Below are 24,801 nucleotides of genomic sequence, written 5' to 3'. Positions count from 1 at the left end.
GGACGGGCCGCGCCCTGGGCGAGGCCGCGCCCGGGCGAGGTCGCGCCCTAGGCGAGGTCGCGCTTGGCGGCGATCTTCGAGGACATGCTGTAGATGTCGATGAAGCCCTTGGCCGCGGACTGGTCGAAGGTGTCGCCGGTGTCGTACGTGGCGAGGTTGAAGTCGTACAGCGACTCCTGCGAGCGCCGGCCGGTGACGACGGCGCGGCCGCCGTGCAGGGTCATCCGGATGTCGCCGGTGACGTGCCGGCTGGCCTCGTCGATGAAGCCGTCCAGGGCGCGCTTGAGCGGGGAGAACCACTGGCCGTCGTAGACCAGTTCGCCCCAGCGCTGCTCGACCTGCCGCTTGTAGCGGGCCAGTTCGCGCTCGACGGTGACGTTCTCCAGCTCCTGGTGGGCCGTGATGAGCGCGATCGCGCCCGGGGCCTCGTAGACCTCGCGGGACTTGATGCCGACGAGGCGGTCCTCGACCATGTCGATCCGGCCGATGCCCTGGGCGCCGGCGCGCTCGTTGAGCTGCTGGATGGCCTGCAGGACGGTGACGGGCTTGCCGTCGACGGCGACCGGGACGCCCGCCTCGAAGGTGATGACCACCTCGTCGGGCTCGCGCTGCACGGCCGGGTTCTGGGTGTACTCGTAGATGTCCTCGATCGGGGCGTTCCAGATGTCCTCGAGGAAGCCGGTCTCGACGGCGCGGCCGAAGACGTTCTGGTCGATGGAGTACGGGGACTTCTTGGTGGTCGCGATCGGGAGGTTCTTCTCCTCGCAGAACGCGATGGCCTTGTCCCGGGTCATGGCGTAGTCGCGGACCGGGGCGATGCACTTGAGGTCCGGGGCGAGCGCGACGATGCCGGCCTCGAAGCGGACCTGGTCGTTGCCCTTGCCGGTGCAGCCGTGGGCGACCGTGGTGGCGCCGTGCTTCTTGGCGGCGGCGACCAGGTGCTTGACGATCGTCGGCCGGGACAGGGCCGAGACCAGCGGGTAGCGGTCCATGTAGAGGGCGTTGGCCTTGATCGCCGGCAGGCAGTACTCGTCGGCGAACTCGTCCTTGGCGTCGGCGACCTCGGCCTCGACCGCGCCGCACGCGAGGGCGCGCTTGCGGATGACGTCCAGGTCCTCGCCGCCCTGGCCCACGTCGACCGCCACGGCGATGACCTCGGCGCCCGTCTCCTCGGCGATCCAGCCGATGGCGACGGAGGTGTCCAGACCGCCTGAGTAGGCGAGTACGACGCGCTCGGTCACGGGTTTCTCCTCACAGTGCATTCGCTGATATGCATGAGTATGCAGAACTCTGCATGGTTCGTCAATCTCGGCTCGGTGACCCTGAGGGTGAAGGGGGTGCACTGGAGGTTGACGGGCACAGGGCGGGACGGGACGGAGGCGGGCCCGGCAGCGTGGGGTGCCCAGCGGGGCGGGCCGGGGTGTCGCAAGGGAAGGTGATTCCGGAACCTCCTTGAACCGCGGCGACCGCCTTCCCGTATTCCTCGCCGGGCGCAGGCGCCCCGCCTTCCCCCACGCCGGACCGACGACAGCCCCGACCCCGTTGAGGTCCGCACGTCCGGGGCTGTTCCGAAGCGGGCCCGGACTCCCTGGCCGCCTGCACGCTCACCAAGGGAACGCGGTGAGGTGACAGGCAGCCGTGGCCGCCCCGAGGAAGCGCCGGCCGGGGCGGCCATGGTGGGACCGGAGGACGGGCGGACCGGCGGACGGCACGGCCGGCCCCGCACCGAAAGTCCCGCGGGTCCACGACCGGATCGGGCAATTCCTTAGACAAACGAAAGGAATGCGCCGATACTCATTTGACGTGGGAAAAACGTATGAGCGTATAGACGGCAGGCTGCGCACCTTCATCGAGGAGCAGCCCCTCTTCTTCACCGCGACCGCCCCCCTGTCCGGCGACGGCACGGTCAACCTCTCCCCCAAGGGCCTCAAGGGCTCCCTCGCCGTGCTCGACGAGCGCACGGTGGCCTATCTGGACTTCGCCGGGTCCAACGCCGAGACGATCGCGCACCTGCGGGAGAACGGCCGGATCACCCTCATGTGGTGCGCGTTCCAGGGCCCGCCCAATATCGTCCGCGTGCACGGCCGGGGCGAGCCCGTCTTCCGTGACGACCCGCGCTTCGGTGAGCTCCTCTCCCGGTTCCCGGACATCGACCCCGCCTCCCACGGTCTGCGCGCGATCGTCGTCGTCCGGGCCGGGCTGATCCGCGACACCTGCGGGTACGCGGTGCCCTTCATGGCGTACGAGGAGGACCGCGACCTGCACGGCAAGCGCTTCGCCCGGGAGGACGACGCCTCGCTGAGCGCGTACTTCGCCAAGAAGGAGCACGTGGCCACCAGTCTGGACGGACTGCCCGGGCTTCCCCTGCCGCTGCCGCCGGCCGCGCTCTGAGCCGACGCGCCTGAGCCTTCCGGACGGCTAGCCGCCGCCCATGGGAAGCCGCACGGTGAACGTCGTCGAGCCCGGACGGCTCTCCAGGCCGACGCCGCCGCCGTGCGCCTGCGCCACCGCGGCCACGATCGACAGGCCCAGGCCCGCTCCGCCGCCGCCGGACGGCTCCGCACGGCGGCGGTCGGCGCGGGTGAAGCGCTCGAAGACGCCGGGCTGGATCTCGGCGGGGACACCCGGGCCGTCGTCGTGCACTCCGAGGACGGCCGTACCGCCGCCGGCCCCGGTCCCGGCGCCACCGCCACCGCCACCGCCACCGCCACCGCTCCCGGAGGTGTCCCCGCTCCCCAAGGCGTCCCCGCTTCCGGCCGCGCTCCCGGTCTCCAGGCTCACCGTCACCTTGGTGCCCACGGGCGTATGCAAACGCGCGTTGGCCAACAGGTTGGCCAACACCTGTTGGAGGCGGTGGGCGTCGCCGGTCACGATCACCGGCTCCTCCGGCAACTCGAGCGTCCAGCCGTGCCCGGGCCCGGCCGCCCGGGCGTCCGTCACGGCGTCCAGGACCAGCCGGGTCAGGTCGACGGGACGCCGTTCCAGGGGGCGGCCCGCGTCCAGGCGCGCCAGCAGCAGCATCTCGTCGACCATCTCGCCCATCCGCGCCGACTCGGCCGCGATGCGCTCCAGGGCCCGGGTGACCTCCGGGGGCACCGGCCCCGGATGCAGCAGGGCGAGCTCCGCGTGGCCGCGCACCGAGGCGACCGGGGTGCGCAGTTCATGACTGGCGTCGGCGGCGAAGCGGCGCAGCCGCTCCTCGCCGGCCTGCCGCTTGGTGAGGGCGTCCTCGACGTGGTGCAGCATGCGGTTGAACGCGGCGGCCACCCGTCCCACCTCGCCCCGCGGATCGGTCTCGGGAGCCCGCGCCGGCAGCGCCACCTCGCCGCTGGCCAGCGACAGCTCACTGACCCGGGCGGCGGTGGCGGCGACCCGGCTGAGCGGACGCAGCGACCAGCGCACCCACAGGGCCCCGGCGAGGCCCGTGATCGCGAGCGCCAGTCCGAAGACGACGACGGCGACCGCCTCCAGCCGGTGCACGACCGTCTCCGCCGGCTCCAGCGGCAGCCCGGTGATCAGCACGTCGCCGTCCGGGCCCCGGGTGGCGACGACCCGGTAGCGGTCCAGGGCCGACAGGTGGACGGTGTGGAAGCGGCCGTCGACCGGCACCCCGGCCAGTGCGGCCCGATCCCGGGCGGTCAGGCGCGCGGCCGGGCCGCTGGAGTGGTCGGCGTCCGCCTCGGGCACCACCGCGGCGTCGGTGACCGCGCCGCCGGCCAGGCGCACCCCGAGCGTGCCCGACGCCTGGCGGCGGGTGTCGCCGTGCTCGTCTCCGTCGTGGTCGTCGCGCGGCACGGCGCCGTGCTCCAGGCTGGCCGGGAAGCGGGCGCCGACATCCCGCAGCTGCTGGTCCACACGGCTGGTCAGGAAGCCGTTCAGCTCCACCACGGCAGCCACCCCGACGGCGGCGCAGCTGATCGCCAGCAGCACGACCAGGCCCGCGGTCAGCCGCGCCCGCAGGGTGCGCGGTCGCGGCAGCCGGGCGAGCGGACGCCGGGCCCGCACCGGCGCCGCCCGCAGCCGTCCGCCGGCACCGGGGGCGCGGCGCCCGGACCCGGCCCTGCCCCGGCCGCCCGTCCCGGAACGCGGCGCGTTCACCGGGCCGCCGGCTTCAGCACGTACCCGGCCCCGCGCACCGTGTGGATCATCGGCTCGCGGCCCGCGTCCACCTTCTTGCGCAGGTAGGAGATGTACAGCTCGACCACATGGGCCTTGCCGCCGAAGTCGTAGGACCACACCCGGTCGAGGATCTGCGCCTTGCTCAGCACCCGGCGCGGGTTGTGCATCAGCAGGCGCAGCAGCTCGAACTCGGTCGGGGACAGCTCGATCAGCTCCCCGCCGCGGGCGACCTCCCGGGCGTCCTCGTCCATGACCAGGTCGCCCACGGTCACGCGCGGGCCGTCCTCGGCCTGCCGGGCCATCCCGGCGCGGCGCAGCAGCCCGCGCAGCCGGGCGACCACCTCCTCCAGGCTGAACGGCTTGGTCACGTAGTCGTCGCCGCCGGCGGTGATCCCCGCGATGCGGTCCTCCACCGCGTCCCGCGCGGTGAGGAAGAGCACGCACACGTCCGGCCGCACGGCGTGCAGCTCGCGCAGCACGGCGAAGCCGTCGGTGTCGGGGAGCATCACGTCGAGCACCACGGCGTCGGGCCGCAGCGCGCGGGCCCCGGCGACGGCCGAGGCCCCGTCGCCGGCGGTACGGACCTCCCAGCCCTGGTAGCGCAGGGCTCCGGAGAGGACCTCGGCGAGGTCCGGGTCGTCGTCGACGACAAGGACCCGGACGGGGGTGCCGTCGGGGCGGGCGAGCAAGGGGCGTGGTGTGTTCATCGCCCTTCCAGCATCCCCCGGCCCGCGGCCCGTCCGGACCTGCGGTTCCTCTGAGTTTTCTGTGAGCTGGGCGTACCGCCCCGGATTGAGAGCGGCCTCAAAGGTTCGGCCCGCACAGTTGCGTCCCGGACGGGAGAAGGGACGCGAGGGGATGACGACGGTGGACGAGCGGCGGTCCGCGGCACCGCCCGTGCCGGTGGCCGCCCGGCGGTCGCCCGCGGGGGCGGTGCTCGCGCTGCTGTGGGCCGGAGCCGCCGCGGTGATCGGACTGTGGTGGTACGACACCCCCTCGGTCGTCGGAGCGGCGGGCCGGCTGACCGGCGCGGGGCGGATCACGGGGCTGCTGTGCGGCTACGCCTGCGCGGTGCTGGTCGGGCTGATGGCCCGGGTGCCGGTGCTGGAGCGGCGGGTGGGCTCGGACCGGGTGGCGCGCTGGCACGGGGCGGCCGGCCGGTACACGGTGTTCCTGCTCCTCGCGCACGTCGTGCTGATCGTCGCCGGGTACGCGGCGCAGGACGGCGCCCCGCTGGTGCACGAGGCTGTCACGGTAGTCGTGGACTTCCCGGAGATGCTGAAGGCGACCGCCGGCACGGTGAGCCTCCTCGCCGTCGGCGTCACCTCGGCGCGCGCGGTGCGCCGCCGCACCAGCCACGAGTTCTGGTACTACGCGCATCTGCTGACCTACGCCGCCGTCTTCCTCGCCTTCGGTCACCAGCTCGCGCTGGGCGGCGACCTCCACGGCCACCCGGTGGCCACGGCCGCCTGGTACGCGCTGTACCTGGGCGTGGCCGCGCTGGTGCTGTGGTTCCGGGTGCTCACGCCGGTGCGGCTGAACCTGCGGCACCGGATGCGGGTCGAGGCGGTGCACCACGAGGCCCCGGGGGTGTGCTCGGTGGTCGTGCGCGGTCACCGGCTCGACGAACTGGGCGCGCGGCCGGGGCAGTTCTTCCGCTGGCGGTTCCTGTGCTCGGGCCTGGGCCTGACGTCGACGCCGTACTCCCTGTCCGCACCGCCCCGCCCGGACCTGCTGCGCATCACCGTGAAGGCGCTCGGCGACCACAGCGCCCGGCTGCGCGGATTGCGGCCCGGCACCCGGGTGTGGGCGGAGGGGCCCTACGGGGCGATGACCGCCGAGCGGCGCACCTCCTCCAAGGCGCTGCTGATCGGGGCCGGGGTGGGCATCACCCCGCTGCGGGCGCTGTTCGAGACCCTGCCCGGCCGGGTCACCCTGCTGTACCGGGCGCGCACGGCGCGGGACCTGGCGCTCGGCGGGGAGTTGGAGGCCATCGCGCGCCGGCGCGGGGAGCGGGTGCTGTACGCGCTCGACGGCCCGCGCGGGGAGCGTCCGCGGTTCACCGCCGAGTCGCTGCGCGCCGCCGTGCCGGACCTGGCCGGGCACGACGTGTACCTGTGCGGCCCGCACTCCTTCGCCCAGGACCTGTACGAGGTGCTGCGCGCCGCCGGGGTGCCCGACCGCCGTATCCACCACGAGTCGTTCGAACTGTGAGGACCGCGAGGATGGTCGGGACTGTGAGGACTGTGAGGAAGCCGTGCACGCGCTGAGCAAGCGGAGCCCGCTGCGCCGGGCGGTCCTGGCGGGCGCGGCCACCGTCTCCGGGCTGGTGATGCTGCTGTCGCTGAAGCCGCACACCCCGCCGGAGACCACCGCCGCGCCCGCGCCCGTCCCCTCCAGCGGTCCGGGCGCCATCACCGGGTCCGGCGGCTCCACCGGGCCGGCCGGACCGGGCGGTGCGCAGGGTCCGGGCGGTTCGTCCTCCGGTGGGAAGGCGAGGGTCAGCGGCACGTACACGGGGGAGACGGCGCAGACCCGGTGGGGCCCCGTGCAGGTGCGGATCACCGTCGAGAAGGGGAGGATCACCGACGTCACCGCGGTCGCCTACCCGACGGGCAACCCACGCGACCAGGAGATCAACGGCTACGCGGTACCCCGGCTGCGCGGCGAGGCGCTGACGGCGCAGAGCGCCGGCATCGACGCGGTGTCCGGGGCGACGTACACAAGTGACGGGTACAAGCGGTCGCTTCAGTCCGCGCTGGACTCGGCGGGGCTCTGAACACGCGGCGCATCCGGCGCGTATCTGTGGGCCAAGGGTCAAATCCCGACGGAGGAACCGTGACCACCACGCTCGCAGGAGGCCGCGCCGCCCGGCGCCAGACGATGCGGCGCATCCGGCCGCGCCGCTCCCCCGCCGTCCCGTTGCTGCTCGCCGTCTGGGCGGGCGCGGCGGCCGTCATCTGGCTGTGGTGGATGAACACCCCGTCCATCGCCGACACCAACGGGAAGATCCTGAACGCGGGCCGGATCACGGGTCTGCTGGCGGGCTATCTGATGGCGCTGGTGGTGCTGCAGATGGCGCGCGTGCCCGCGCTGGAGCGGCGGGTCGGCTCCGACCGGGTGGCCCGCTGGCACGCGATGAGCGGCCGCTACACCCTCTGCCTGGTCCTCGCGCACGTCTTCCTGATCATGTGGGGCTACGCGCTGCAGGCCGGCAAGTCGCTCGGCGACATCGTGCAGCAGACGATCGACTCCATCAATCAGCTGCCCGACATGGGCAAGGCGGCCGTCGGCACCGGCCTGTTCGTCGTGATCGGGCTGGTCTCGATCGGCCCGGTGCGCCGCCGGATGCCGTACGACACCTGGTACCACGTGCACCTGTTCACGTACGTCGCGGTGTTCCTGACGTTCTGGCACCAGATCACCACCGGCAACGACTTCGCGGTCGAGCCGATGGCCAAGACCTTCTGGTACGGCCTGTACGGCGCGGTCACCGCGATGGTGCTCTGGTACCGCGTCATCACCCCGGTCCGGCTGAACCTCCGGCACCGGATGCGGGTCGAGGCGGTCATCGAGGAGACGCCGGGCATCGTGTCGGTGCTGATCGGCGGCCGCAGGCTGCACCGGATCGGCGCGGAGGCCGGGCAGTTCTTCCGCTGGCGGTTCCTGGCGCCGGGGATGCGGTTCAGCTCGCACCCGTACTCGCTGTCGGCGGCGCCCCGCCCGGATCTGCTGCGCATCACGGTGAAGGCGATCGGCGACCACAGCGCGCGGCTGCGCGAACTGACGCCCGGCACCCGGGTGTGGGCGGAGGGCCCGTACGGCGCGCTGACCGCCGCCCGGCGCAGCCGCGGCAAGGTGCTGCTGGTGGCGGGCGGGGTCGGCATCACCCCGATGCGGGCGCTGTTCGAGACGCTGCCCGGCGCGGCCGGCGACATCACGCTGCTGTACCGGGCCAACAGCACCCAGGACCTGGCGCTGTGGGACGAGCTGGCGAAGATCGCCGACGAGCGCGGCGCCCGGCTGATGTACGCGGTCAACAGCCCGGACGGCGAGCGCCCCGACATCTCCGCCGAGTCCCTCAAGCGGAAGATCGCCGACATCGACCGCCACGACGTCTTCATGTGCGGCCCGCCCGGTTTCGCGCAGTCGGTGTACGAGGCACTGCGCGGCGCGGGAGTCCCCGCCCGCCGTATCCATCACGAGTCGTTCGAGATGTGAGCGACGGGACTTCAGGAGATCCGAAGCGATGAGGAAGAGCCACCCCATCCGGCGTGCGGTGCTGGCGGGTGCCGCCACGGTGTCCGGGATCGTGCTGCTGCTGTCGTTGAAGCCGGCCTCGGACCCGGCCGCCGCGTCGGCGGCCGGAGCGGCTCCGCAGCAGACGGCGGCGGCCCAGGACGCGCCGCAGGGAGGCAGCGGGGCGCAGAAGACGGGCACGCGGACGGTCACCGGTGACGCGGCCGCGACCCAGTACGGCGCCGTGCAGGTCCGGCTGACCGTGAGCGACGGCAAGGTCGTCAAGGCGGAGGCGGTGCAGGCGCCCAAGGGCGGGCTCAGCGACCAGAAGACCGCCCAGGCCGTGCCCAAGCTCAACCAGGAGGCCGTGGCGGCCGGCAGCGCCGACATCGACGCCGTCTCCGGGGCCACCTACACCAGCGAGGGCTACAAGAAGTCGCTGCAGTCGGCGCTGGACAAGGTGAAGGCGTCCGCCGGTGCCGGCGGTTCCGGTTCCGGTTCCGGCGGGGCGAACCCGGGCGGCTCCGGCGCCGCGCAGGCGCGCACCGTGACCGGCAAGGCCGCGCAGACCCAGTACGGGCCGGTCCAGGTACGGATCACGGTCGACGGTGGCAAGATCGTCAAGGCGGAGGCGGTGCGGGCGCCCAAGGGCGGACTCAGCGACCAGAAGACCGCCCAGGCCGTGCCCAAGCTCAACCAGGAGGCCGTGGCGGCCGGCAGCGCCGACATCGACGCCGTCTCCGGAGCCACCTACACCAGCAACGGCTACCGCCAGTCGCTCCAGTCGGCGCTGGACCAGGCCGGTGGCTGAAGCGGTGGCCGAGCCGGCACAGGCTCCCGCCGCGGTGCGGCACGCGGAGGAGGTCATGGGGACCGTCTTCTCCTTCGACGTCCGCGGCGGGGATCCGGACGCGGTCCAGGCGGCGCTGCGCGAGGCGGTGGGCCAACTGCACCGCGTCAACGAGGTGTTCAGCACCTACCGCGACGACAGCCAGGTCTCCCGGCTGGCCCGTGGCGAGCTGGCCGTCGTGGAGTGCGACCCGGAGGTCGCCGAGGTGCTCGAGCTGGGCGCCGAGGCGGAGCGGGCCAGCGACGGCTGGTTCAGCCTGCGCTACCAGGGGGAGCTGGACCCCACGGGCGTCGTCAAGGGCTGGGCGGCCGAGCGGGCGGCCCGGCTGATCGCGGCGGCCGGGGTGAGCGGCGTCAGCGTCAACGGCGGCGGCGACGTACAGCTGATCGGCGCCCCGCAGGCGCAGCGGCCGTGGCGGGTCGGGGTGTCGGACCCGTTGCGGCCGGGCGGGCTGGCGGCGGTGATCTCCTCGGCGGGCGCCTCGGAGCTGGCGGTGGCCACCTCGGGCACGGCCGAGCGCGGCGCCCATGTCGTCGATCCGCGCACGAGGCGCTCGGCGGTCACCGACCTGGTGTCGGTCACGGTGGTCGCGCCCCGTCTGACCTGGGCGGACTGCTGGGCGACGGCCGCGTTCGCGATGGGAGCCCGCGAGGGGCTCGCCTGGCTGGAGTCGCTGCCGGACGTGGAGGGCCTGCTGATCACGGCGGGCGACGAGGTGCGGTGCACCGGGGGGCTGGCCCGGCGGCTGGGCTGAACGACCGCCCGGAAACGACCGCCGGCACCCGGCGGCCGGGTCTCCCCCGGGTGCCGGGTTCCGGGTGCCGTGTGCCCGGTGCCGGAAGGTTCCGGGCGCTCGGGCCGCCGTCAGGGCCGTTCCGGGCCGCCGTCAGTGGCCGTTCTGGGCCAGTCTCAGCAGGTGGTCCGCGAGGGCCTGCCCCCCGCTGGGGTCCCGGCTGATCAGCAGCAGGGTGTCGTCGCCGGCGATCGTGCCGAGGATGTCGTGCAGTTCGGCCTGGTCGATGGCGGAGGCCAGGAACTGCGCCGCCCCCGGAGGGGTGCGCAGGACCACGAGGTTCGCCGACGCCTCCGCGGAGATCAGCAGCTCCTGCGACAGCCGCCGCATCCGCTCCTCCTTGGCGGACTCCCCGAGCGGCGCGCGCGGGGTGCGGAAGCCGCCCTCGCTCGGTACCGCGTAGATGAGGTCGCCGTCGGTGTTGCGGATCTTGACCGCGTTCAGCTCGTCCAGGTCCCGGGAGAGCGTCGCCTGGGTGACGCTCAGCCCGTCGTCGGCCAGCAGCTTCGCCAACTGGCTCTGCGAGCGCACCGGTTGCCGGTTGAGGATGTCCACGATCCGGCGGTGGCGTGCGGTGCGGGTCTGCGGCACGGCGGGCCCGGAGGCCGCGGCGTCGGTGTGCCCGTGGTCCTGCGCCTGACTCATCGTCGTCTCATTCTCCGGATCGTCCGTCCCCGTGGGCCACGTCCAGGACGCCGGGCAGCGCTGCGAGGAAGGCGTCCACCAGGTCGTCGCCGAGGTTCAGCGGCGGCATCAGCCGTACGACGTCCGGGGCGGGCGCGTTCACCAGGAAGCCGGCCTCCTGAGCCGCCTGCTGCACCCGTGCGGCCAGCGGCTCGGTGAGCACGATACCCAGGAGCAGTCCGGCGCCACGGACATGGTCGGCCAAGGGGTGGCCGATCGCCTCGATTCCGTCGCGCAGCCGCTCGCCCTGCCGCTTGACGTTGTCCAGCAGGCCCTCGTCCGCGATGGTGTCCAGGACCGCCAGTCCCGCGGCGCAGGCGACCGGGTTGCCGCCGAAGGTGGTGCCGTGCTGGCCGGGCCGCAGCAGTCCGGCGGCCCGGCCGAAGGCGACGGTGGCGCCGAGCGGCAGGCCGCCGCCCAGGCCCTTGGCGAGCGTGACGACGTCCGGCAGGACGCCCTCGTGGGCCTGGTACTCGAACCAGGAGCCGGTACGGCCGATGCCGGTCTGCACCTCGTCGAGGACCAGCAGCGATCCGGTGGCCGCGGTGATGGCCCGGGCCGCCTTCAGATAGCCGGCCGGGGGCACCACGACCCCGTTCTCGCCCTGGATCGGCTCGATGATCACCAGGGCGGTCTCCTCGGTCACGGCGGCGGCGAGCGCCTGGGCGTCGCCGTAGGGCACATGCGTGACCTCGCCGGGCAGCGGCAGGAACGGCTCCTGCTTGCCGGGCTGGCCGGTCAGCGCGAGGGCCCCCATCGTACGGCCGTGGAAGCCGCCGTCGGTGGCGACCATACGGGTCCGCCCGGTGAGCCGGCCGATCTTGAAGGCGCCCTCGTTGGCCTCGGCGCCGGAGTTGCAGAAGAACACCCTGCCGTCGCGGCCGAAGAGCTGCAGCAGGCGTTCGGCGAGGGCGACCGGCGGTTCGGCGATGAACAGGTTGGAGACATGGCCGAGGGAGGCGATCTGCCGGCTCACGGCCTCCACGACCGCCGGGTGGGCGTGGCCGAGGGCGTTGACCGCGATGCCGCCGACGAAGTCGGCGTACTCCTTGCCGTCGGCGTCCCACAGCCGGGCGCCCTGGCCACGCACCAGGGGCAGGCGCGGAGTGCCGTAGTTGTCCATGAGCGCGCCCTGCCAGCGCGCGGTCAGTTCCCGGTTGCTCATGACTCCCCCTGTTCGTCCGGCACCACCATGGTGCCGATGCCCTCGTCGGTGAAGATCTCCAGCAGGATGGAGTGCTGGACGCGCCCGTCGATGACGCGGGCGGTGGTGACGCCGTTGCGCACGGCGTGCAGGCAGCCCTCCATCTTCGGGACCATGCCGGAGGACAGCTCCGGCAGCAGCTTCTCCAGCTGGCTCGCGGTCAGACGGCTGATCACCTCGTCGGAGTTCGGCCAGTCCTCGTAGAGGCCCTCGACGTCGGTGAGGACCATGAGGGTCTCGGCGCCCAGTGCCGCAGCGAGTGCCGCGGCAGCCGTATCGGCATTGACGTTGTAGACATGTCCGTCGTCCTGGGAGCGGGCGATAGAGGAGACGACCGGGATGCGGCCGTCGGCGAGCAGGGCCTCGATGGCGCCGGTGTCGATCTCGGTGATCTCCCCCACCCGCCCGATGTCGACCGGCTCGCCGTCGATCTCGGGGGTGTGCTTGGTGGCGGTGATGGTGCGCGCGTCCTCGCCGGTCAGGCCCACGGCGAGCGGCCCGTGCCGGTTGAGCAGTCCGACCAGCTCCCGCTGGACCTGCCCGGCCAGCACCATCCGTACGACGTCCATGGCGTCCTCGGTGGTGACGCGCAGGCCGGCCTTGAACTCGCTGACGATGCCGTGCCGGTCCAGGGCCGCGCTGATCTGCGGGCCGCCGCCGTGCACGACGACCGGCTTGAGCCCGGCGTGCCGCAGGAAGACGACGTCCTGGGCGAAGGCGGCCTTGAGGTCGTCGTCCACCATGGCGTTGCCGCCGAACTTGATGACCACGGTCCTGCCGTGGTGCCGCGTCAGCCAGGGCAGCGCCTCGATGAGGATCTGGGCCTTGGGGAGCGCGGTGTGCTTGCGCGTGGTTCCGGTGCTCATGAGGAGTAGGCGCTGTTCTCGTGGACGTAGTCGGCGGTCAGGTCGTTGGTCCAGATGGTGGCGGTCTCGTCGCCCGCGGCGAGGTCGGCCACGATGTGGACCTCCCGGTAGCGCATGTCGACCTGGTCGCGGTCCTCGCCGACCCCTCCGTTCTTGCACACCCACACGCCGTTGATGGCGACGTTCAGCCGGTCCGGCTCGAAGGCGGCGGAGGTGGTGCCGATCGCGGACAGGACGCGGCCCCAGTTGGGGTCCTCGCCGTGGATGGCGCACTTGAGGAGGTTGTTGCGGGCGATGGAGCGGCCCACCTCCACCGCGTCGTCCTCGGTCGCGGCGTTGACCACCTCGATCCTGATGTCCTTGCTCGCGCCCTCGGCGTCCCGGACGAGCTGCTGTCCGAGGTCGTCGCACACGGCCCGGACCGCCTCGGCGAACTCCTCGTACCGCGGGGTGACGCCGGAGGAGCCCGAGGCGAGCAGCAGCACCGTGTCGTTGGTGGACATGCAGCCGTCGGAGTCGACGCGGTCGAAGGTGACCCGGGTGGCGGCGCGCAGGGCCTTGTCGAGCACGCCGGCCTCGACGTCGGCGTCGGTGGTGAGGACGACGAGCATGGTGGCCAGGCCCGGCGCGAGCATGCCGGCGCCCTTGGCCATGCCGCCCACCGTCCAGCCCGCCGCGGAGGTCACGACGGAGGTCTTGTGCACGGTGTCGGTGGTCTTGATGGCGATGGCGGCCTTCTCGCCGCCGTGCTCGGAGAGCCGCTCCGCGGCCGTCGCGATGCCGGGCAGCAGCTTGTCCATCGGGAGCAGCACGCCGATGAGGCCGGTCGAGCACACGGCGACCTCGATGGGGGCGAGGCCGAGCACCTCGGCGGCCTTCTCGGCGGTGGCGTGGGTGTCCTGGAAGCCCTTGGGCCCGGTGCAGGCGTTGGCGCCGCCGGAGTTGAGGACCACCGCGGACAGCGCGCCCGTCTTGAGGACCTGCTGCGACCACTGCACGGGGGCGGCCTTGACGCGGTTGGAGGTGAAGACGCCGGCGGCGGCGCGGCGGGGCCCGGTGTTGACCACGAGGGCCAGGTCCGGGTTGCCGTTCTCCTTGATCCCGGCGGCGATGCCCGCCGCCTGGAATCCCTTGGCTGCCGTGACGCTCACGGTGCGACTCCGATCGTGGAAAGTCCGGTGGTCTCGTCGAGCCCGAGGGCGATGTTCATGCTCTGCACGGCACCGCCCGCGGTGCCCTTGGTCAGGTTGTCGAGGGCGCTGATCGCGACGACGCGGTGCGCGGCCGGGTCGAGGGCCACCTGGATCTGGACCGCGTTGGAGCCGTACACGGAGGCGGTGGCGGGCCACTGCCCCTCGGGCAGCAGGCGGACGAACGGCTCGTCGGCGTAGGCCTTCTCGTAGGCGGCGCGCACGGACTCGGCGGTGACGGACGGCCGGGCCCTGGCGCTGCACGTGGCGAGGATGCCGCGGGGCATCGGCGCGAGGGTCGGGGTGAAGGAGACGGTGACGGGCTCGCCGGCCGCGGCGCTGAGGTTCTGCACCATCTCGGGGGTGTGCCGGTGGCCGCCGCCGACGCCGTAGGGGGTCATGGAGCCCATGACCTCGGAGCCCAGCAGGTGCGGCTTGGGCGCCTTGCCGGCGCCGGAGGTGCCGGAGGCGGCGACGATCACGGCCTCGTTCTCGACGAGTCCGGCCGCGTAGGCCGGGGCTAGCGCGAGGGAGGCGGCCGTCGGGTAGCAACCGGGCACCGCGATGCGCTTGGACCCCTCCAGCGCAGCGCGGGCACCCGGCAGTTCGGGGAGGCCGTAGGGCCAGGTGCCGGCGTGCGGGGAGCCGTAGAAGCGCTCCCAGTCGGCCGGGTCCCGCAGCCGGAAGTCGGCGCCCATGTCGATGACGAGGACGTCCGGGCCGAGCCGCTCGGCGACGGCCGCGGACTGGCCGTGCGGCAGCGCGAGGAAGACGACGTCGTGCCCGGCGAGGGCGTCCGCGGTGGTCTCGGTGAGCACCCGGCCGGCCAGCGGCGGCAGGTGCGGCTGGAGCGCGCCGAGCCGCTGCCCGGCGTTGGAGTTGCCGGTCAGGGCGCCGATCTCGGCCTCGGGGTGCGTCAGCAGCAGGCGCAGCACTTCCCCGCCCGCGTACCCACTCGCTCCGGCGACCGCCACACGTACAGCCATGGACCCTCCTCCTCGATGGCATGACTATACGTATCGCTGCACGTTTATGCAATCTTTTATGCGGTGTCCGCCGGAGGGAGCACGACCCGGGCGGGGCGGGGTGGGGCGCGGCGCGGGGGCGGGCGCGCGGCGGGCGGGGCCGCGAGCAGGGACGGCCGCGTTCTGGGGCAGGATGGCCAGGGACGGTCACGCCGGCCGGGCGTGCGGTCGCGGGGGTGAGGGAGCGGGTGTGAGGGAGCGGGTGCGATGAGCGGGTTCTGGCCGGTGCCGGACGTGCTCGGGTTCCTGGCCGGGCGGTGGCGCGTGGAGCGCTCGGTACGTGATCTGGCGAGCGGCGAGGCCGGGAGCTTCACCGGGAGCACCGCCTTCACCGCGCTGGACGGCGGCGGTCTGCTGCACCGGGAGTCGGGCACCTTCGTCTGGCGGGGCGCCGCCCGGCCGGCCGGGCGCACGCTGCGCTTCCTGCCCGGGGCCGCGCCGGGCACGGCGGACGTGCGGTTCGCCGACGGGCGGCCCTTCCACGACCTGGACCTGCGCTCCGGACGGCACCTGGCCGGCCACCCCTGCGCGGCCGACCTCTACCGCGGCGAGTTCACCGTGCTGGACGCGGACCGCTGGCGCACGGTGTGGCGGGTGCGCGGTCCGGCCAAGGACCTCGTCCTGACCACGGACTACACCCGGGAGGGCTGAGCCGGCACGCCGTCCAGGCGGAGGTTCCAGCGGCCCGCCCGGCCGGTCAGGGCGATCGTCGACAGCGGACGCACGTCGATGTTCCAGTACGTCGACGGGGGCGCGTTGAGGGCGTAGACCAGCGCGGCGCGGATCACCGAGGGCTCGGCCACGGCGACGACGGCGCCGCCGTCCTCGACCGGCCGGGTGTCCAGCCAGCCGCCGACCCGGCCGATGAACGACAGCAGCGACTCCCCGCCGTGCGGGGTGCCCCGGGGGTCGGCGAGCCAGGAGTCCACGGCCTGCGGCTCGCGGGCCATGGCCTCGCCGAGGGTGAGCCCGCGCCAGCGTCCCATGTCGCAGTCGCGCAGCGCGAGCTGCGCGAGCGGGGCGTAGCCGAGGGCGTCACCGGTGGCGCGGCTGCGCGGGGTCGGCGAGCAGTAGCGCAGGTCCGCGGCGGCCAGTGGCAGCAGCTCGTGCGCCACCCGTCGCACCTCGTCCCAGCCCGCCTGGTCCAACGGCCGGTCGTCCTGGAAACGCTCGGCGAGCAGCGGTGAGCTGCGCGCGGCAGCGACGAACGTGACCCGAAGTGCCATGCGGCGATCGTGAGCCGCGCACGGGTGCGGGTCAAGGGGTGCCACCCACGGGTTACCCGTGGTACACGAAGTTTTACCCGCGGGCCGGGGTCCGGCGGGTGAGGAACCGGGCGCTTCACTCCATAACGAGCGCCATCCACTGCCCGGGCCGCTCCAGCGGACGGAAGCCCAGCTTCTCGTACACGCCGTGCGCGTCGTGGGTGGCGAGCATGATCCGCCGCAGCCCGCAGGGCCGCAGGTGCTCGCGCACGGCGCCGACGAGGGCCGTGCCGAGCCCCTTGCCGCGTACCGCCGGGTCGACGTAGACGTCGCACAGCCAGGCGAAGGTGGCGTGGTCGGTCACCACCCGCGCGTACGCCACCTGCTCGCCGGAGAGCGTGTCGAACACCCCGAAGTTGAGCGATCCCTCCATGGCCCGGCGCTGCTTGCCCAGCGGCCTGCCGAGCGCCCAGTAGGCGTCCGTGGACAGCCAGCGGTGCACGCGGCCGGCGTCGATCCGGGCGGGGTCCGTGGAGATCTCGTATCCGTCGGCGAGGCGCGGGATGTCGGTCATGCCGGGAGACTGGCAGGCCGCGGTGATCGTTGTCGAGGCGGTTTCGCCGCCGACGGGCTCACGGCGGCCCCGTCGCGGGCCGCTCGCCGGGCAGGCCCACGGCGCCCCGTCGCGGGCCGCTCGCCGGGCAGGCTCACAGCACCTCGTCACAGGCCGCGCGCAGCCGGCGTACGCCCTCGGTGATCTCGGCCGTGCCGGCCACCGCGGCGAAGCTCAGGCGGAGGTGGGCGGCCGGGGGCTCGGCGCTGAAGTAGGGGCGGCCGGGGGTGAGCGCCACGCCGGCGCGCAGGGCGGCGGCGGTCAGGGCGGCCTCGTCGGTGCCGTCGGGCAGGCGCAGCCACAGGTGGTAGCCGCCGGAGGGGATGTGCGGGAGGGCGAGTTCGGGCAGCCGGTGGCGCAGCGCGCCGGTCATGGCGTTGCGGCGGGCGGTCAGCTCGGCCGACATGGAGCGCAGATGGCGGGGCCAGGCGGGCGAGCCGACCAGTTCCAGGGCCGCCTCCTGCAGCGGCCGGGGCACGAAGAAGGCGTCCACCACCTGGATCGCGCGCAGCCGCTGGAGCACCGGGCCGCGGGCGGCCAGCGCGCTCACCCGGAAGCTGGGCGAGGTCGCCTTGGTCAGCGAGCCGACGTGCACCACGACCCCGTCCTCGTCGTCGGCGGCCAGCGGCGGCGGGAGCGGCCCGGCGTCCTCGTGCACGAGGCGCCGTACGAAGTCGTCCTCGACGACGAAGGCGCCGGCCTCGCGGGCGGTGCGCAGTACCTCGGCCCGCCGCGCGGGGGCGAGCACCGCCCCCGTGGGGTTCTGGAACAGCGGCTGGCAGACGAACACCCGTGCCCCGGTCGCCCGGAAGGCGGCCGCCAGCAGGTCGGGCCGCACCCCGTCCGGGTCGACCGGCACCGGCACGGGCCGCAGTCCACCGGCCCGGGCGATGGCCAGCATGCCCGGATAGGTGGGCGACTCCACCAGCACCGGGGCGCCGGGCGGGGCCAGCGCACGCAGGGCGGTGGTCAGCGCGGACTGCCCGCCGGCCGCGATCAGCACCTCGGCGGCGGACAGTCCGCCGCCGGGCCCGCCGATGCGGCGGGCGAACCACTCGCGCAGCTCCGGCAACCCGTCCAGCGGCGGCCGGCCCCAGGCGCCGGGGCGGCGGCCGGCCCGGGCGAGCGCGGCGGCCATGGCCCGTTCGGGCTGCAGGGACGGGTGCAGATACCCGCCGTTGAACTCGATCACCCCGGGCGGCGGCGCGGCGAGCGAGACGACGACGCCGGAGGCGTCCACCGTGCGCGGGACGAGGTCGCCGGCGCCGTCGGCGCTGAGGGCGACCTCCTGCCAGGAGGTGTCGCCCGCCCGGGCGGCCGTCGCCGGATCCGGCTGCGCGCGGAACGCCCCCGCGCCGGGGCGGGTGACCACCAGCCCCTCGGCCGCGAGCCGCGCCAGGGCGCGGGAGACCGTCACCGGACTCACCCGGTACCGCTCCACCAGGGCCCGGCTGGACGGCAGCTTTCCGCCGGGTGAGTAGCGGTTGAGCTCCTTGCGCAGCTTTTCCGCGAGCTCGTTGACACTGCTACCCTGGTTCATGAGAGTACACAGTAGCGCTACTCCGCGCGCCGCGATAGCGGTGGGCACCCCGCCGGCCCCGTCGGATCCGCACGGCCGCACGGACCGCACTGACCCGACGGACCGCACGGAGCGCACGGACCACACCGGCCGGGCAGGGCGGTCCTGGCGGCGGTCCGGCGGTGCGGCCGCCGGACGGACCGGCCGTGCCGGGCTGTTCCAGGCCGCCCTCGGCGTGCTCGCCTTCTCGCTCACCTTCCCCGCCACCGCCTGGGGGCTGGAGAGCTTCGGGCCCTGGTCGCTGGTGGCCGTGCGCAGTGTGCTGGCCGCGGTCGTCGCGGGCGGCTGCCTGCTGGCGCTGCGCGTACCGCCGCCCGCCCGCCGTCACTGGCCGGGCCTCGCGGTGGTCGCCGCCGGGGTGGTGTTCGGCTTCCCGCTGCTGACCACGCTCGCCCTGCGCACCTCCACCACCGCGCACGCCGCCGTGGTCGTCGGTCTGCTGCCGCTCACCACGGCGCTGCTGTCCGCGCTGCGCGTCGGCGCCCGTCCCTCGCGCACCTTCTGGGTGGCCGCGGTGGCGGGAGCCGCGGCCGTGGCCGCCTTCACCGTCCGGCAGGGCGGCGGCGCGCTGACCGCCGCCGACGGATATCTCGTCGCGGCCCTGCTGGTCTGCGCCGCCGGGTACACCGAGGGCGGCCGGCTGGCCCGGGTCATGCCCGGCTGGCAGGTGATCGGCTGGGCGCTGGTGCTGTGCCTGCCGCTGGCCGTGCCCGGCGCCGCGCTCGCCCTGGCCCGGGAACCGGTGCACCTGACCGCGCACGGCGTGGCCGGGCTGCTGTGGGTGGCGGTGGGCTCGCAGTTCCTCGGGCTGGTCGTCTGGTACCGGGGTCTGGCGGCGGCCGGGATCGCCAGGGCCAGCCAGTTGCAGCTGGCACAGCCGCTGCTCACACTGGTGTGGTCGGTGCTGCTCCTCGGCGAGCACCTGACGCCGGCCGCCCCGCTGACGGCCGCCGCCGTTCTGGTGTGCATCGCCGTCACCCAGCGGGCACGGGGCTGAGCGGTGCGCCGCACCGGTCGCGACCGGGCGGTGCGCACACCGGGCCCGGCCGGGCCGCACGCCGTAGACTCGAAGCCGAGGACCGCTGCTCCCGCACATGGTGAGGAGGCTCCGCAGATGCGCGCATCCGTGGGCGACCAGCTTGTCCAGCACGGCAGGGTGGTCGGCCAGCACGACCAGGTCACCGAGGTCGTCGAAGTGATGGGCCCGGAGGGCAACCCGCCCTACCGCGTCCGCTTCTCCGACGGGCGCGAGGCCGTGATGTCCCCCGGACCCGACTGCCAGGTCCGTCACAAGGACGACCGCCGCAAGGAAATGGAACACCACTAGGGCGTTACACGCCCTGATCCGCCCTGGATCCCCTCCGGGTCCGTCACCGGCGGATCCGGACGTGCCGGCCGTCGGCCGGCTCCTGCAACCGCCCCGTGATCGGCCGGACGGCCGGCGTCTCGTCTCGCACGGCCCTCCGGCCGTCCGGACGAGACACCGCCCGGACCGGCCTTCGCGGTGTGTCCGGGCGGCGGCGGGTCGTGGCGGGCGTGCCGGGCGGCGTGTCCGGGCGGGCGTGCCGGGCGGCGTGTCCGGACGGGCGTGCCGGGCGGCGGATCAGCGCGGGGCGTGGGCGGGCCGACGGTAGTGGTCGGCGACCACCCGGGCCAGCGCGCCGGCCGGGTCGGACGCGACCTGACCGGCCGAGAAGTACACGTGTCCGCGCACCTCGGGACGGGCGCCGGCGAGGGTGAGGTGGCGGGAGAGCTCGCCGGGGTTCCGCCAGGCCGCCCCCTGGGCCGCGTCACCCGCCTTGTACAGCGCCTCCCCCACGTACAGCCGGGTACGGCTGCCCCGCGCCACCCGGGCCCACCAGTCGACCAGGGTCGCGTAGTCGGCGGCGGCGAAGCCGATGCTCCAGTACAGCTGCGGCACGACGTAGTCGATCCAGCCCTTCCGCACCCAGGTGCGGGTGTCCGCGTACAGGTCGTCGTACGTCTGCACGCCCGCCCGCGTGTCCGAGCCGCGCGGGTCGGTCGAGGCGTTGCGCCACACGCCGAAGGGGCTGATCCCGAACCGGGTGCCGGGGCGGACCCGCCGGACGCCGGCCGCCGTCTCACGGACCAGCCGGTCCACGTTGTCCCGGCGCCAGGCGGCCCGGCTCGGGAAGCCCCCGCCGTGACGGTCGTAGGAGACGTCGTCGTCGAAGGACTGCCCGGCCACCGGATAGGGGTAGAAGTAGTCGTCGAAGTGGACGCCGTCCACGGGGTACCGCTCCACCGCGTCGAGCATCGCCCGCTGGACGAAGGCCCGGACCTCGGGCAGTCCGGGGTCGTAGTAGAGCTTCCCGCCGTGGCGCACCACCCAGTCCGGGTGCCTGCGGGCCGGATGGGAGGCGGCCAGCCGGGCCGGGTCGGCGTGCAGGGCGATCCGGTACGGGTTGAACCAGGCGTGCAGCTGGAGCCCGCGGGCGTGGGCCTCCCGGACGGCGGTGCCGAGCGGGTCCCAGCCGGGATCGCGGCCCTGGGTCCCGGTCAGGTACTCCGACCAGGGCTCGTGGGGCGAGGGCCACAGCGCGTCGGCCGTCGGGCGCACCTGGAGGATCACCGTGTTCAGACGGTGGCGCACGGCCGCGTCCAGCAGCGCGGTCAGCTCCCGGCGCTGGCGGGCCGCGCTGAGCCCCGTGCGGGAGGGGAAGTCGTGGTTGGCCACGGTCGCCAGCCACATCCCGCGCATCTCGGTGACGGCGCGCCCGCCGCGCGCGCCGGTGAGGGGACGCGGGTCCGGCGCGCCGCCCGCCGCCGGCCGGTGCGCCGTGCCGCCGGCCGGGCGCGGGCGGGGTGTCGTCCCGGCCACGGGGCCGGGACGCCCGCGGGCTGCCGTCGCGTCCCCGGCCGCGGCCAGCGTGGACAGCGCGGCCACGGTGAACGCCCGTCGTGTCACTCGGTCCATCCGCGACCCCCGCACGCCCTGGATCCGCCCGGTCACGGATCGTGTACGGGGCCAGCATGCACGACCCGGACGATCGATCATCGTCACGACGGGGGTAACGTGCACGATCGGAGCAGGCACCACACCAACGGGCCGCCTGCCACAGCCGTAGATCAGCGAAAGAGGACGATGTGACCGACATCGAACGCGTCGGAGTGGTGGGCTGCGGCCAGATGGGTGCGGGCATCGCCGAGGTGTGCGCCCGGGCCGGCCTGGACGTGAGGGTCGCCGAGACCACCGGCGAGGCCCTGGAGATCGGCCGCACCCGGCTGTTCAACTCCCTGTCCAAGGCGGCCGAGCGCGGCAAGATCACCGAGGAGGAGCGGGACGCGACGCAGGCGCGGCTGAGCTTCACCACCGACCTCGGCGAGTTCGCCGACCGCGATCTCGTGATCGAGGCCGTGGTGGAGAACGAGCAGGTCAAGACCGAGATCTTCCAGGTCCTCGACCAGGTGGTGACCCGCCCGGACGCGATCCTCGCCTCCAACACCTCCTCGATCCCGCTGGTGAGGCTGGCCGTCGCCACCGCACGGCCCGACCAGGTCATCGGCGTCCACTTCTTCAACCCGGCCCCGGTGCAGAAGCTGGTCGAGCTGATCCCGGCGCTCACCACCTCCGAGGGCACGCTGAGCCGCGCGCAGCTGTTCGCCGAGAAGGTGCTGGGCAAGCACGCGATCCGCGCCCAGGACCGCTCCGGCTTCGTGGTGAACGCGCTGCTGATCCCGTACCTGCTCTCCGCCATCCGGATGTTCGAGTCGGGCATCGCCAGCCGCGAGGACATCGACAACGGCATGGAGCTGGGCTGCGCCCACCCGATGGGCCCGCTGAAGCTGTCCGACCTGATCGGCCTGGACACGGTCGCCTCGGTGGCGCAGAGCATGTACGAGGAGTACAAGGAGCCGCTGTACGCCGCGCCGCCGCTGCTCCAGCGGATGGTGGACGCGGGGCGGCTGGGCCGCAAGAGCGGCTCGGGCTTCTACACCTACGGCTGACCGGCCCCGCGGGGCGCGGCGCGCGTGCCCGGCACCGTGCGGCGGGGGACGGTGCCGGGACGGGTCGCCGGGCCGTGACGGTCCGGGGCGATCCGGGTGTACGGGCCGGTCCGGTTGCGGGCCGGTCCGGGTGCGGGCCGGTCCGGGTGTGCGGCCCGGTCCGGCCGGGCTCCCTCTCAGCCGAGCCTGAGGTGGTGCAGCAGGAGCAGCGCGGCGGCCATGTTCGCGGCCGGGACCTCGCCGCGGGCGATCATGTCGGGGACGAGCTTGAGGGGTACCCACTCGCGGCGGTCGGACTCGAAGTCGTCCACGGGGTGCCCGACGTACTCGCCCGCCTCCGTCCAGTAGATGTGGTGCCGGGCGTCGGTGAGACCGTTGGACGGTTCCACGGTCATGAGGTGGTGCAGGGGTCCGGGCCGCCAGCCGGTCTCCTCCTCCAGTTCCCTGGCCGCCGCGCGTGCGACGTCCTCGCCGTCCTCGACGACGCCGGCCGCGAGTTCCCACCCCCAGCTGTCGGTGATGAAGCGGTGCCGCCACAGCAGCAGGACCTCGTTGGACGCGTTGACCACCGTGGCCACGGCGACGGGCCGCAGCCGTATGAGGAAGTGGTCGAGGTGCCGGCCGTCCGGCAGCTCCACATCCGCGAGGTTGACGGTGAACCAGCGGTTTTCATACACAGTTTGTTCGTTCTGTTTCGTCCACTGCACGGTTCTGCCACCTTCCGTCGGGTCAGTGGCAATATCGCAGCCGCACGGGTCCGGCAGCAGGCGCACACTCGGCCGCGCACGGCGCGCGGCGGCCCTCACAGCGGCACGCGCAGCGCCCCGTCGATGAGTTCGGCCGCCTCCGCGGTGCCGGCGCAGCCGCTGCGCACCAGGTGCTCGCGCACCGCGCGCAGCCGGTCGCGCAGCCGCCGCGACTCCATCCCCCGCGCCTGCTCGGCCATCCGCACCGCGTTGGCCACCGCCTCCTCGGCGTTGCCCTGGCGCAGCTGGACCGTGCTGAGCATGGCCAGGCGGTGCACCCGGCCGCGGTCGTGCGCCGGGTTGTCCACGGCGGCGGTGGCGTGCTCGGCCGCCGCCGCCAGGTCGCCGAGGCTCAGCAGCGCCTCCGCCACCTGCACGTTCACCAGTCCGGGCTGGACATAGCCGGTCTCGTCGGGCTCGTGACCGCGCCGGATGCGTTCGGCGGACTGTTCGGCGCGCCGGATGCACGACAGCGCGCTCGTGCCGTCGCCGAGGTGGGCGTACGCCTTGGCCTGCATCGCGTACAGGTCGGTGGCCAGCGCGGGGGTGATGTGCCGGCCGGCGGCGCGCAGCGCGGCCTCCGCGAAGGCGACGGCCTGGCGGAACTCCCGCATGAACAGCGACTGGTTGACCAGCAGCGCTATCACGTACGCGCCCAGTCCGCGGTCCCCGCTGGCCTTGGCGAGCCGCAGCGCCTGGTGGAAGTAGCGCTGGGCCAGTCCGTGCGCGTCGGAGTCGTAGGCGCAGATGCCCGCGATGGCCACCAAGCCCCCCGTGGCGCGGTGGAGTTGGCGGCCGGTGGCGTCGGTGTAGCTGCCGCGCAGCAGCGGCGCGGCCTCGGCGTTGAGGAAGCCCACGACACGGCTGCGGGTCGCGATGCCGCCGGCCTTGCGGTACATCTGCTCGTAGTGGGTGCGGGCGGCCCGCAGCATCTCGAGGTCGGCGGGGGTCACCCGGTGCCGGCCGCCGCGGGAGACGTCGACGTCCTCGGGCGGGTTCTCCCACTCCCACACCGGCATCACCGCGGGCGTGCCGGTCACCGCGGGGGCGCCCAGGATGTGCGGGCGCTGCTGCTCGTCGGAGCGCCACAGGGCGGTGGCGCGCTCGACGAAGCCGGAGAGCGTGGTGCCGTGCGGGGCGGCGGGCTCGCCGGGCACGCCCAGGCCGATGTCGTCGAGCGTGACGGGCCGGTGCAGCCGGGCGGCGAGCACCTCGCAGATCAGGTCCGGCACCTGCCCGCGCGGGCGCTGGCCCTTCAACCACCGTGCCACGGCGGTGTGTTCGTACCTCAGCGCCAGTCCGCGTGCCCGCCCCGCCTGGTTGACGTGCGCGGCCAGGCCCGCGTGCGAGATGCCGGCCTCGTCCAGGATCGCGTCGAGCAGAGTGTTGGGCTGCATCCCAGGCCCCCCGGTGGATCGGTGCGCACAGAGTAGTGCGTCGCCCTTCACACGGGGTGTGAAGCGAGTGCGCGCATCCGCACCGTGTGCGCGCTGTCGCGGAGAGTTTCCAGCCGATTGACTGAGATGCCTCGTCAAGAGGCCGGACGGGCCGCCGGCTCCCCCTCGTACAGTGCGGCGGCCCGGGGCCGTGCCGTCCGCTCCGCCGCCTGCCCGACACTCCGTGGCGGGGCGGACGGCCGGCCGCCGGTGCCTCGCACACCGGACCGGGGCGGACGCCGGACAGGAGCGGACATCGGACAGGGGGGCGGAAGAATCCGCC

At 74.1% G+C, this 24,801-nt stretch carries 24 protein-coding genes; 10 read left to right on the top strand and 14 right to left on the bottom strand.

Annotated elements, in window-relative coordinates; all coding sequences use genetic code 11:
• Positions 1 to 47: 47 nt before the first annotated feature.
• Positions 48 to 1,241, bottom strand: a complete 1,194-nt coding sequence (locus tag ACI2LW_RS20845; RefSeq protein ID WP_404732687.1) for an argininosuccinate synthase — start codon at positions 1,239 to 1,241, stop codon at positions 48 to 50.
• 562 nt (positions 1,242 to 1,803) lie between these two features.
• Between ACI2LW_RS20845 and ACI2LW_RS20840 the strand changes: the two genes are divergently transcribed.
• Positions 1,804 to 2,391 (top strand): pyridoxamine 5'-phosphate oxidase family protein, encoded by a 588-nt coding sequence (locus ACI2LW_RS20840; RefSeq protein ID WP_404732686.1) that lies wholly within the window; start codon positions 1,804 to 1,806, stop codon positions 2,389 to 2,391.
• A 27-nt stretch (positions 2,392 to 2,418) separates the two neighbouring features.
• Here the strand turns inward: ACI2LW_RS20840 and ACI2LW_RS20835 are convergent, their stop codons facing one another.
• Positions 2,419 to 4,005, bottom strand: a complete 1,587-nt coding sequence (locus ACI2LW_RS20835; protein WP_404732724.1) for a sensor histidine kinase — start codon at positions 4,003 to 4,005, stop codon at positions 2,419 to 2,421.
• An 89-nt stretch (positions 4,006 to 4,094) separates the two neighbouring features.
• Positions 4,095 to 4,826, bottom strand: coding sequence for a response regulator transcription factor (locus ACI2LW_RS20830; RefSeq protein WP_404732685.1), 732 nt, complete (start codon positions 4,824 to 4,826; stop codon positions 4,095 to 4,097).
• Between the two features lie 151 nt (positions 4,827 to 4,977).
• Here ACI2LW_RS20830 and ACI2LW_RS20825 point away from each other — a divergent pair, with 151 nt between their 5' ends.
• The 5 genes from ACI2LW_RS20825 to ACI2LW_RS20805 are packed head-to-tail and all read left to right on the top strand — an operon-like array spanning position 4,978 to position 9,962.
• Positions 4,978 to 6,333 (top strand): ferric reductase-like transmembrane domain-containing protein, encoded by a 1,356-nt coding sequence (locus ACI2LW_RS20825; RefSeq protein WP_404732684.1) that lies wholly within the window; start codon positions 4,978 to 4,980, stop codon positions 6,331 to 6,333.
• Positions 6,334 to 6,376: 43 nt separating this feature from the next.
• Positions 6,377 to 6,898, top strand: a complete 522-nt coding sequence (locus ACI2LW_RS20820; RefSeq protein ID WP_404732683.1) for an FMN-binding protein — start codon at positions 6,377 to 6,379, stop codon at positions 6,896 to 6,898.
• Between the two features lie 59 nt (positions 6,899 to 6,957).
• Positions 6,958 to 8,340 (top strand): ferric reductase-like transmembrane domain-containing protein, encoded by a 1,383-nt coding sequence (locus ACI2LW_RS20815; protein WP_404732682.1) that lies wholly within the window; start codon positions 6,958 to 6,960, stop codon positions 8,338 to 8,340.
• A gap of 28 nt (positions 8,341 to 8,368) precedes the next feature.
• Positions 8,369 to 9,169 carry an FMN-binding protein gene (locus ACI2LW_RS20810; protein ID WP_404732681.1) on the top strand — a complete coding sequence of 267 codons (801 nt, stop codon included), beginning with the start codon at positions 8,369 to 8,371 and terminating at the stop codon, positions 9,167 to 9,169.
• Positions 9,170 to 9,224: 55 nt separating this feature from the next.
• Positions 9,225 to 9,962: an FAD:protein FMN transferase gene (locus tag ACI2LW_RS20805; RefSeq protein ID WP_404732723.1), complete on the top strand. Its 738-nt coding sequence runs from the start codon at positions 9,225 to 9,227 to the stop codon at positions 9,960 to 9,962.
• A gap of 132 nt (positions 9,963 to 10,094) precedes the next feature.
• Here the strand turns inward: ACI2LW_RS20805 and ACI2LW_RS20800 are convergent, their stop codons facing one another.
• The 5 genes from ACI2LW_RS20800 to argC are packed head-to-tail and all read right to left on the bottom strand — an operon-like array spanning position 10,095 to position 14,931.
• Positions 10,095 to 10,646, bottom strand: a complete 552-nt coding sequence (locus ACI2LW_RS20800; RefSeq protein WP_404732680.1) for an arginine repressor — start codon at positions 10,644 to 10,646, stop codon at positions 10,095 to 10,097.
• 7 nt (positions 10,647 to 10,653) lie between these two features.
• Positions 10,654 to 11,850, bottom strand: a complete 1,197-nt coding sequence (locus ACI2LW_RS20795; protein WP_404732679.1) for an acetylornithine transaminase — start codon at positions 11,848 to 11,850, stop codon at positions 10,654 to 10,656.
• Positions 11,847 to 12,755 carry an acetylglutamate kinase gene (gene argB / locus ACI2LW_RS20790; RefSeq protein ID WP_404732678.1) on the bottom strand — a complete coding sequence of 303 codons (909 nt, stop codon included), beginning with the start codon at positions 12,753 to 12,755 and terminating at the stop codon, positions 11,847 to 11,849. Before argB ends, ACI2LW_RS20795 begins: the two co-directional genes overlap by 4 nt.
• Positions 12,752 to 13,906 carry a bifunctional glutamate N-acetyltransferase/amino-acid acetyltransferase ArgJ gene (argJ, locus tag ACI2LW_RS20785; protein WP_404732677.1) on the bottom strand — a complete coding sequence of 385 codons (1,155 nt, stop codon included), beginning with the start codon at positions 13,904 to 13,906 and terminating at the stop codon, positions 12,752 to 12,754. Before argJ ends, argB begins: the two co-directional genes overlap by 4 nt.
• Positions 13,903 to 14,931 carry an N-acetyl-gamma-glutamyl-phosphate reductase gene (gene argC / locus ACI2LW_RS20780; protein WP_404732676.1) on the bottom strand — a complete coding sequence of 343 codons (1,029 nt, stop codon included), beginning with the start codon at positions 14,929 to 14,931 and terminating at the stop codon, positions 13,903 to 13,905. The genes argJ and argC overlap by 4 nt, the downstream gene beginning before the upstream one ends.
• Before the next feature lie 246 nt (positions 14,932 to 15,177).
• Here argC and ACI2LW_RS20775 point away from each other — a divergent pair, with 246 nt between their 5' ends.
• Positions 15,178 to 15,621 carry a DUF6314 family protein gene (locus ACI2LW_RS20775; protein ID WP_404732675.1) on the top strand — a complete coding sequence of 148 codons (444 nt, stop codon included), beginning with the start codon at positions 15,178 to 15,180 and terminating at the stop codon, positions 15,619 to 15,621.
• Here ACI2LW_RS20775 and ACI2LW_RS20770 read toward each other — a convergent pair.
• From ACI2LW_RS20770 to ACI2LW_RS20760, 3 genes are all read right to left on the bottom strand, one after another.
• Positions 15,603 to 16,196, bottom strand: coding sequence for a histidine phosphatase family protein (locus ACI2LW_RS20770; RefSeq protein WP_404732674.1), 594 nt, complete (start codon positions 16,194 to 16,196; stop codon positions 15,603 to 15,605). The genes ACI2LW_RS20775 and ACI2LW_RS20770 overlap by 19 nt on opposite strands.
• A 115-nt stretch (positions 16,197 to 16,311) precedes the next feature.
• The gene (locus ACI2LW_RS20765; RefSeq protein WP_404732673.1) at positions 16,312 to 16,749 is read right to left on the bottom strand and encodes a GNAT family N-acetyltransferase; all 438 of its coding nucleotides are present in this window, start codon (positions 16,747 to 16,749) and stop codon (positions 16,312 to 16,314) included.
• Positions 16,750 to 16,882: 133 nt separating this feature from the next.
• Positions 16,883 to 18,328, bottom strand: a complete 1,446-nt coding sequence (locus ACI2LW_RS20760) for a PLP-dependent aminotransferase family protein (RefSeq protein ID WP_404732672.1) — start codon at positions 18,326 to 18,328, stop codon at positions 16,883 to 16,885.
• On the opposite strand from ACI2LW_RS20760, the gene ACI2LW_RS20755 reads away from it, so the two are divergent.
• Entirely contained in the window at positions 18,327 to 19,364 is a 1,038-nt protein-coding gene (locus tag ACI2LW_RS20755) for a DMT family transporter (RefSeq protein WP_404732671.1), read from the top strand. The genes ACI2LW_RS20760 and ACI2LW_RS20755 overlap by 2 nt on opposite strands.
• Before the next feature lie 117 nt (positions 19,365 to 19,481).
• On the top strand, positions 19,482 to 19,694 hold the full coding sequence (locus tag ACI2LW_RS20750) for a DUF1918 domain-containing protein (protein ID WP_404732670.1): 213 nt from the start codon (positions 19,482 to 19,484) through the stop codon (positions 19,692 to 19,694).
• A gap of 276 nt (positions 19,695 to 19,970) precedes the next feature.
• Here the strand turns inward: ACI2LW_RS20750 and ACI2LW_RS20745 are convergent, their stop codons facing one another.
• The gene (locus ACI2LW_RS20745; protein ID WP_404732669.1) at positions 19,971 to 21,305 is read right to left on the bottom strand and encodes a glycoside hydrolase family 10 protein; all 1,335 of its coding nucleotides are present in this window, start codon (positions 21,303 to 21,305) and stop codon (positions 19,971 to 19,973) included.
• Positions 21,306 to 21,475: 170 nt separating this feature from the next.
• Here ACI2LW_RS20745 and ACI2LW_RS20740 point away from each other — a divergent pair, with 170 nt between their 5' ends.
• A complete protein-coding gene (locus tag ACI2LW_RS20740) occupies positions 21,476 to 22,336 on the top strand; it encodes a 3-hydroxybutyryl-CoA dehydrogenase (protein ID WP_404732668.1) in 861 nt (286 codons plus the stop codon).
• 176 nt (positions 22,337 to 22,512) lie between these two features.
• On the opposite strand, the gene ACI2LW_RS20735 is transcribed toward ACI2LW_RS20740, so the two are convergent.
• Complete coding sequence (locus ACI2LW_RS20735) at positions 22,513 to 23,043, bottom strand: NUDIX hydrolase (protein ID WP_404732667.1); 531 nt, start codon at positions 23,041 to 23,043, stop codon at positions 22,513 to 22,515.
• A 95-nt stretch (positions 23,044 to 23,138) separates the two neighbouring features.
• Positions 23,139 to 24,479: a transcriptional regulator gene (locus tag ACI2LW_RS20730; protein WP_404732666.1), complete on the bottom strand. Its 1,341-nt coding sequence runs from the start codon at positions 24,477 to 24,479 to the stop codon at positions 23,139 to 23,141.
• Positions 24,480 to 24,801 lie beyond the last annotated feature (322 nt).

It is taken from the genome of Streptomyces sp. NPDC004065, assembly GCF_044903565.1.
Lineage (GTDB): Bacteria > Actinomycetota > Actinomycetes > Streptomycetales > Streptomycetaceae > Streptomyces.
This window is presented reverse-complemented; position numbering and strand designations above follow the sequence as displayed.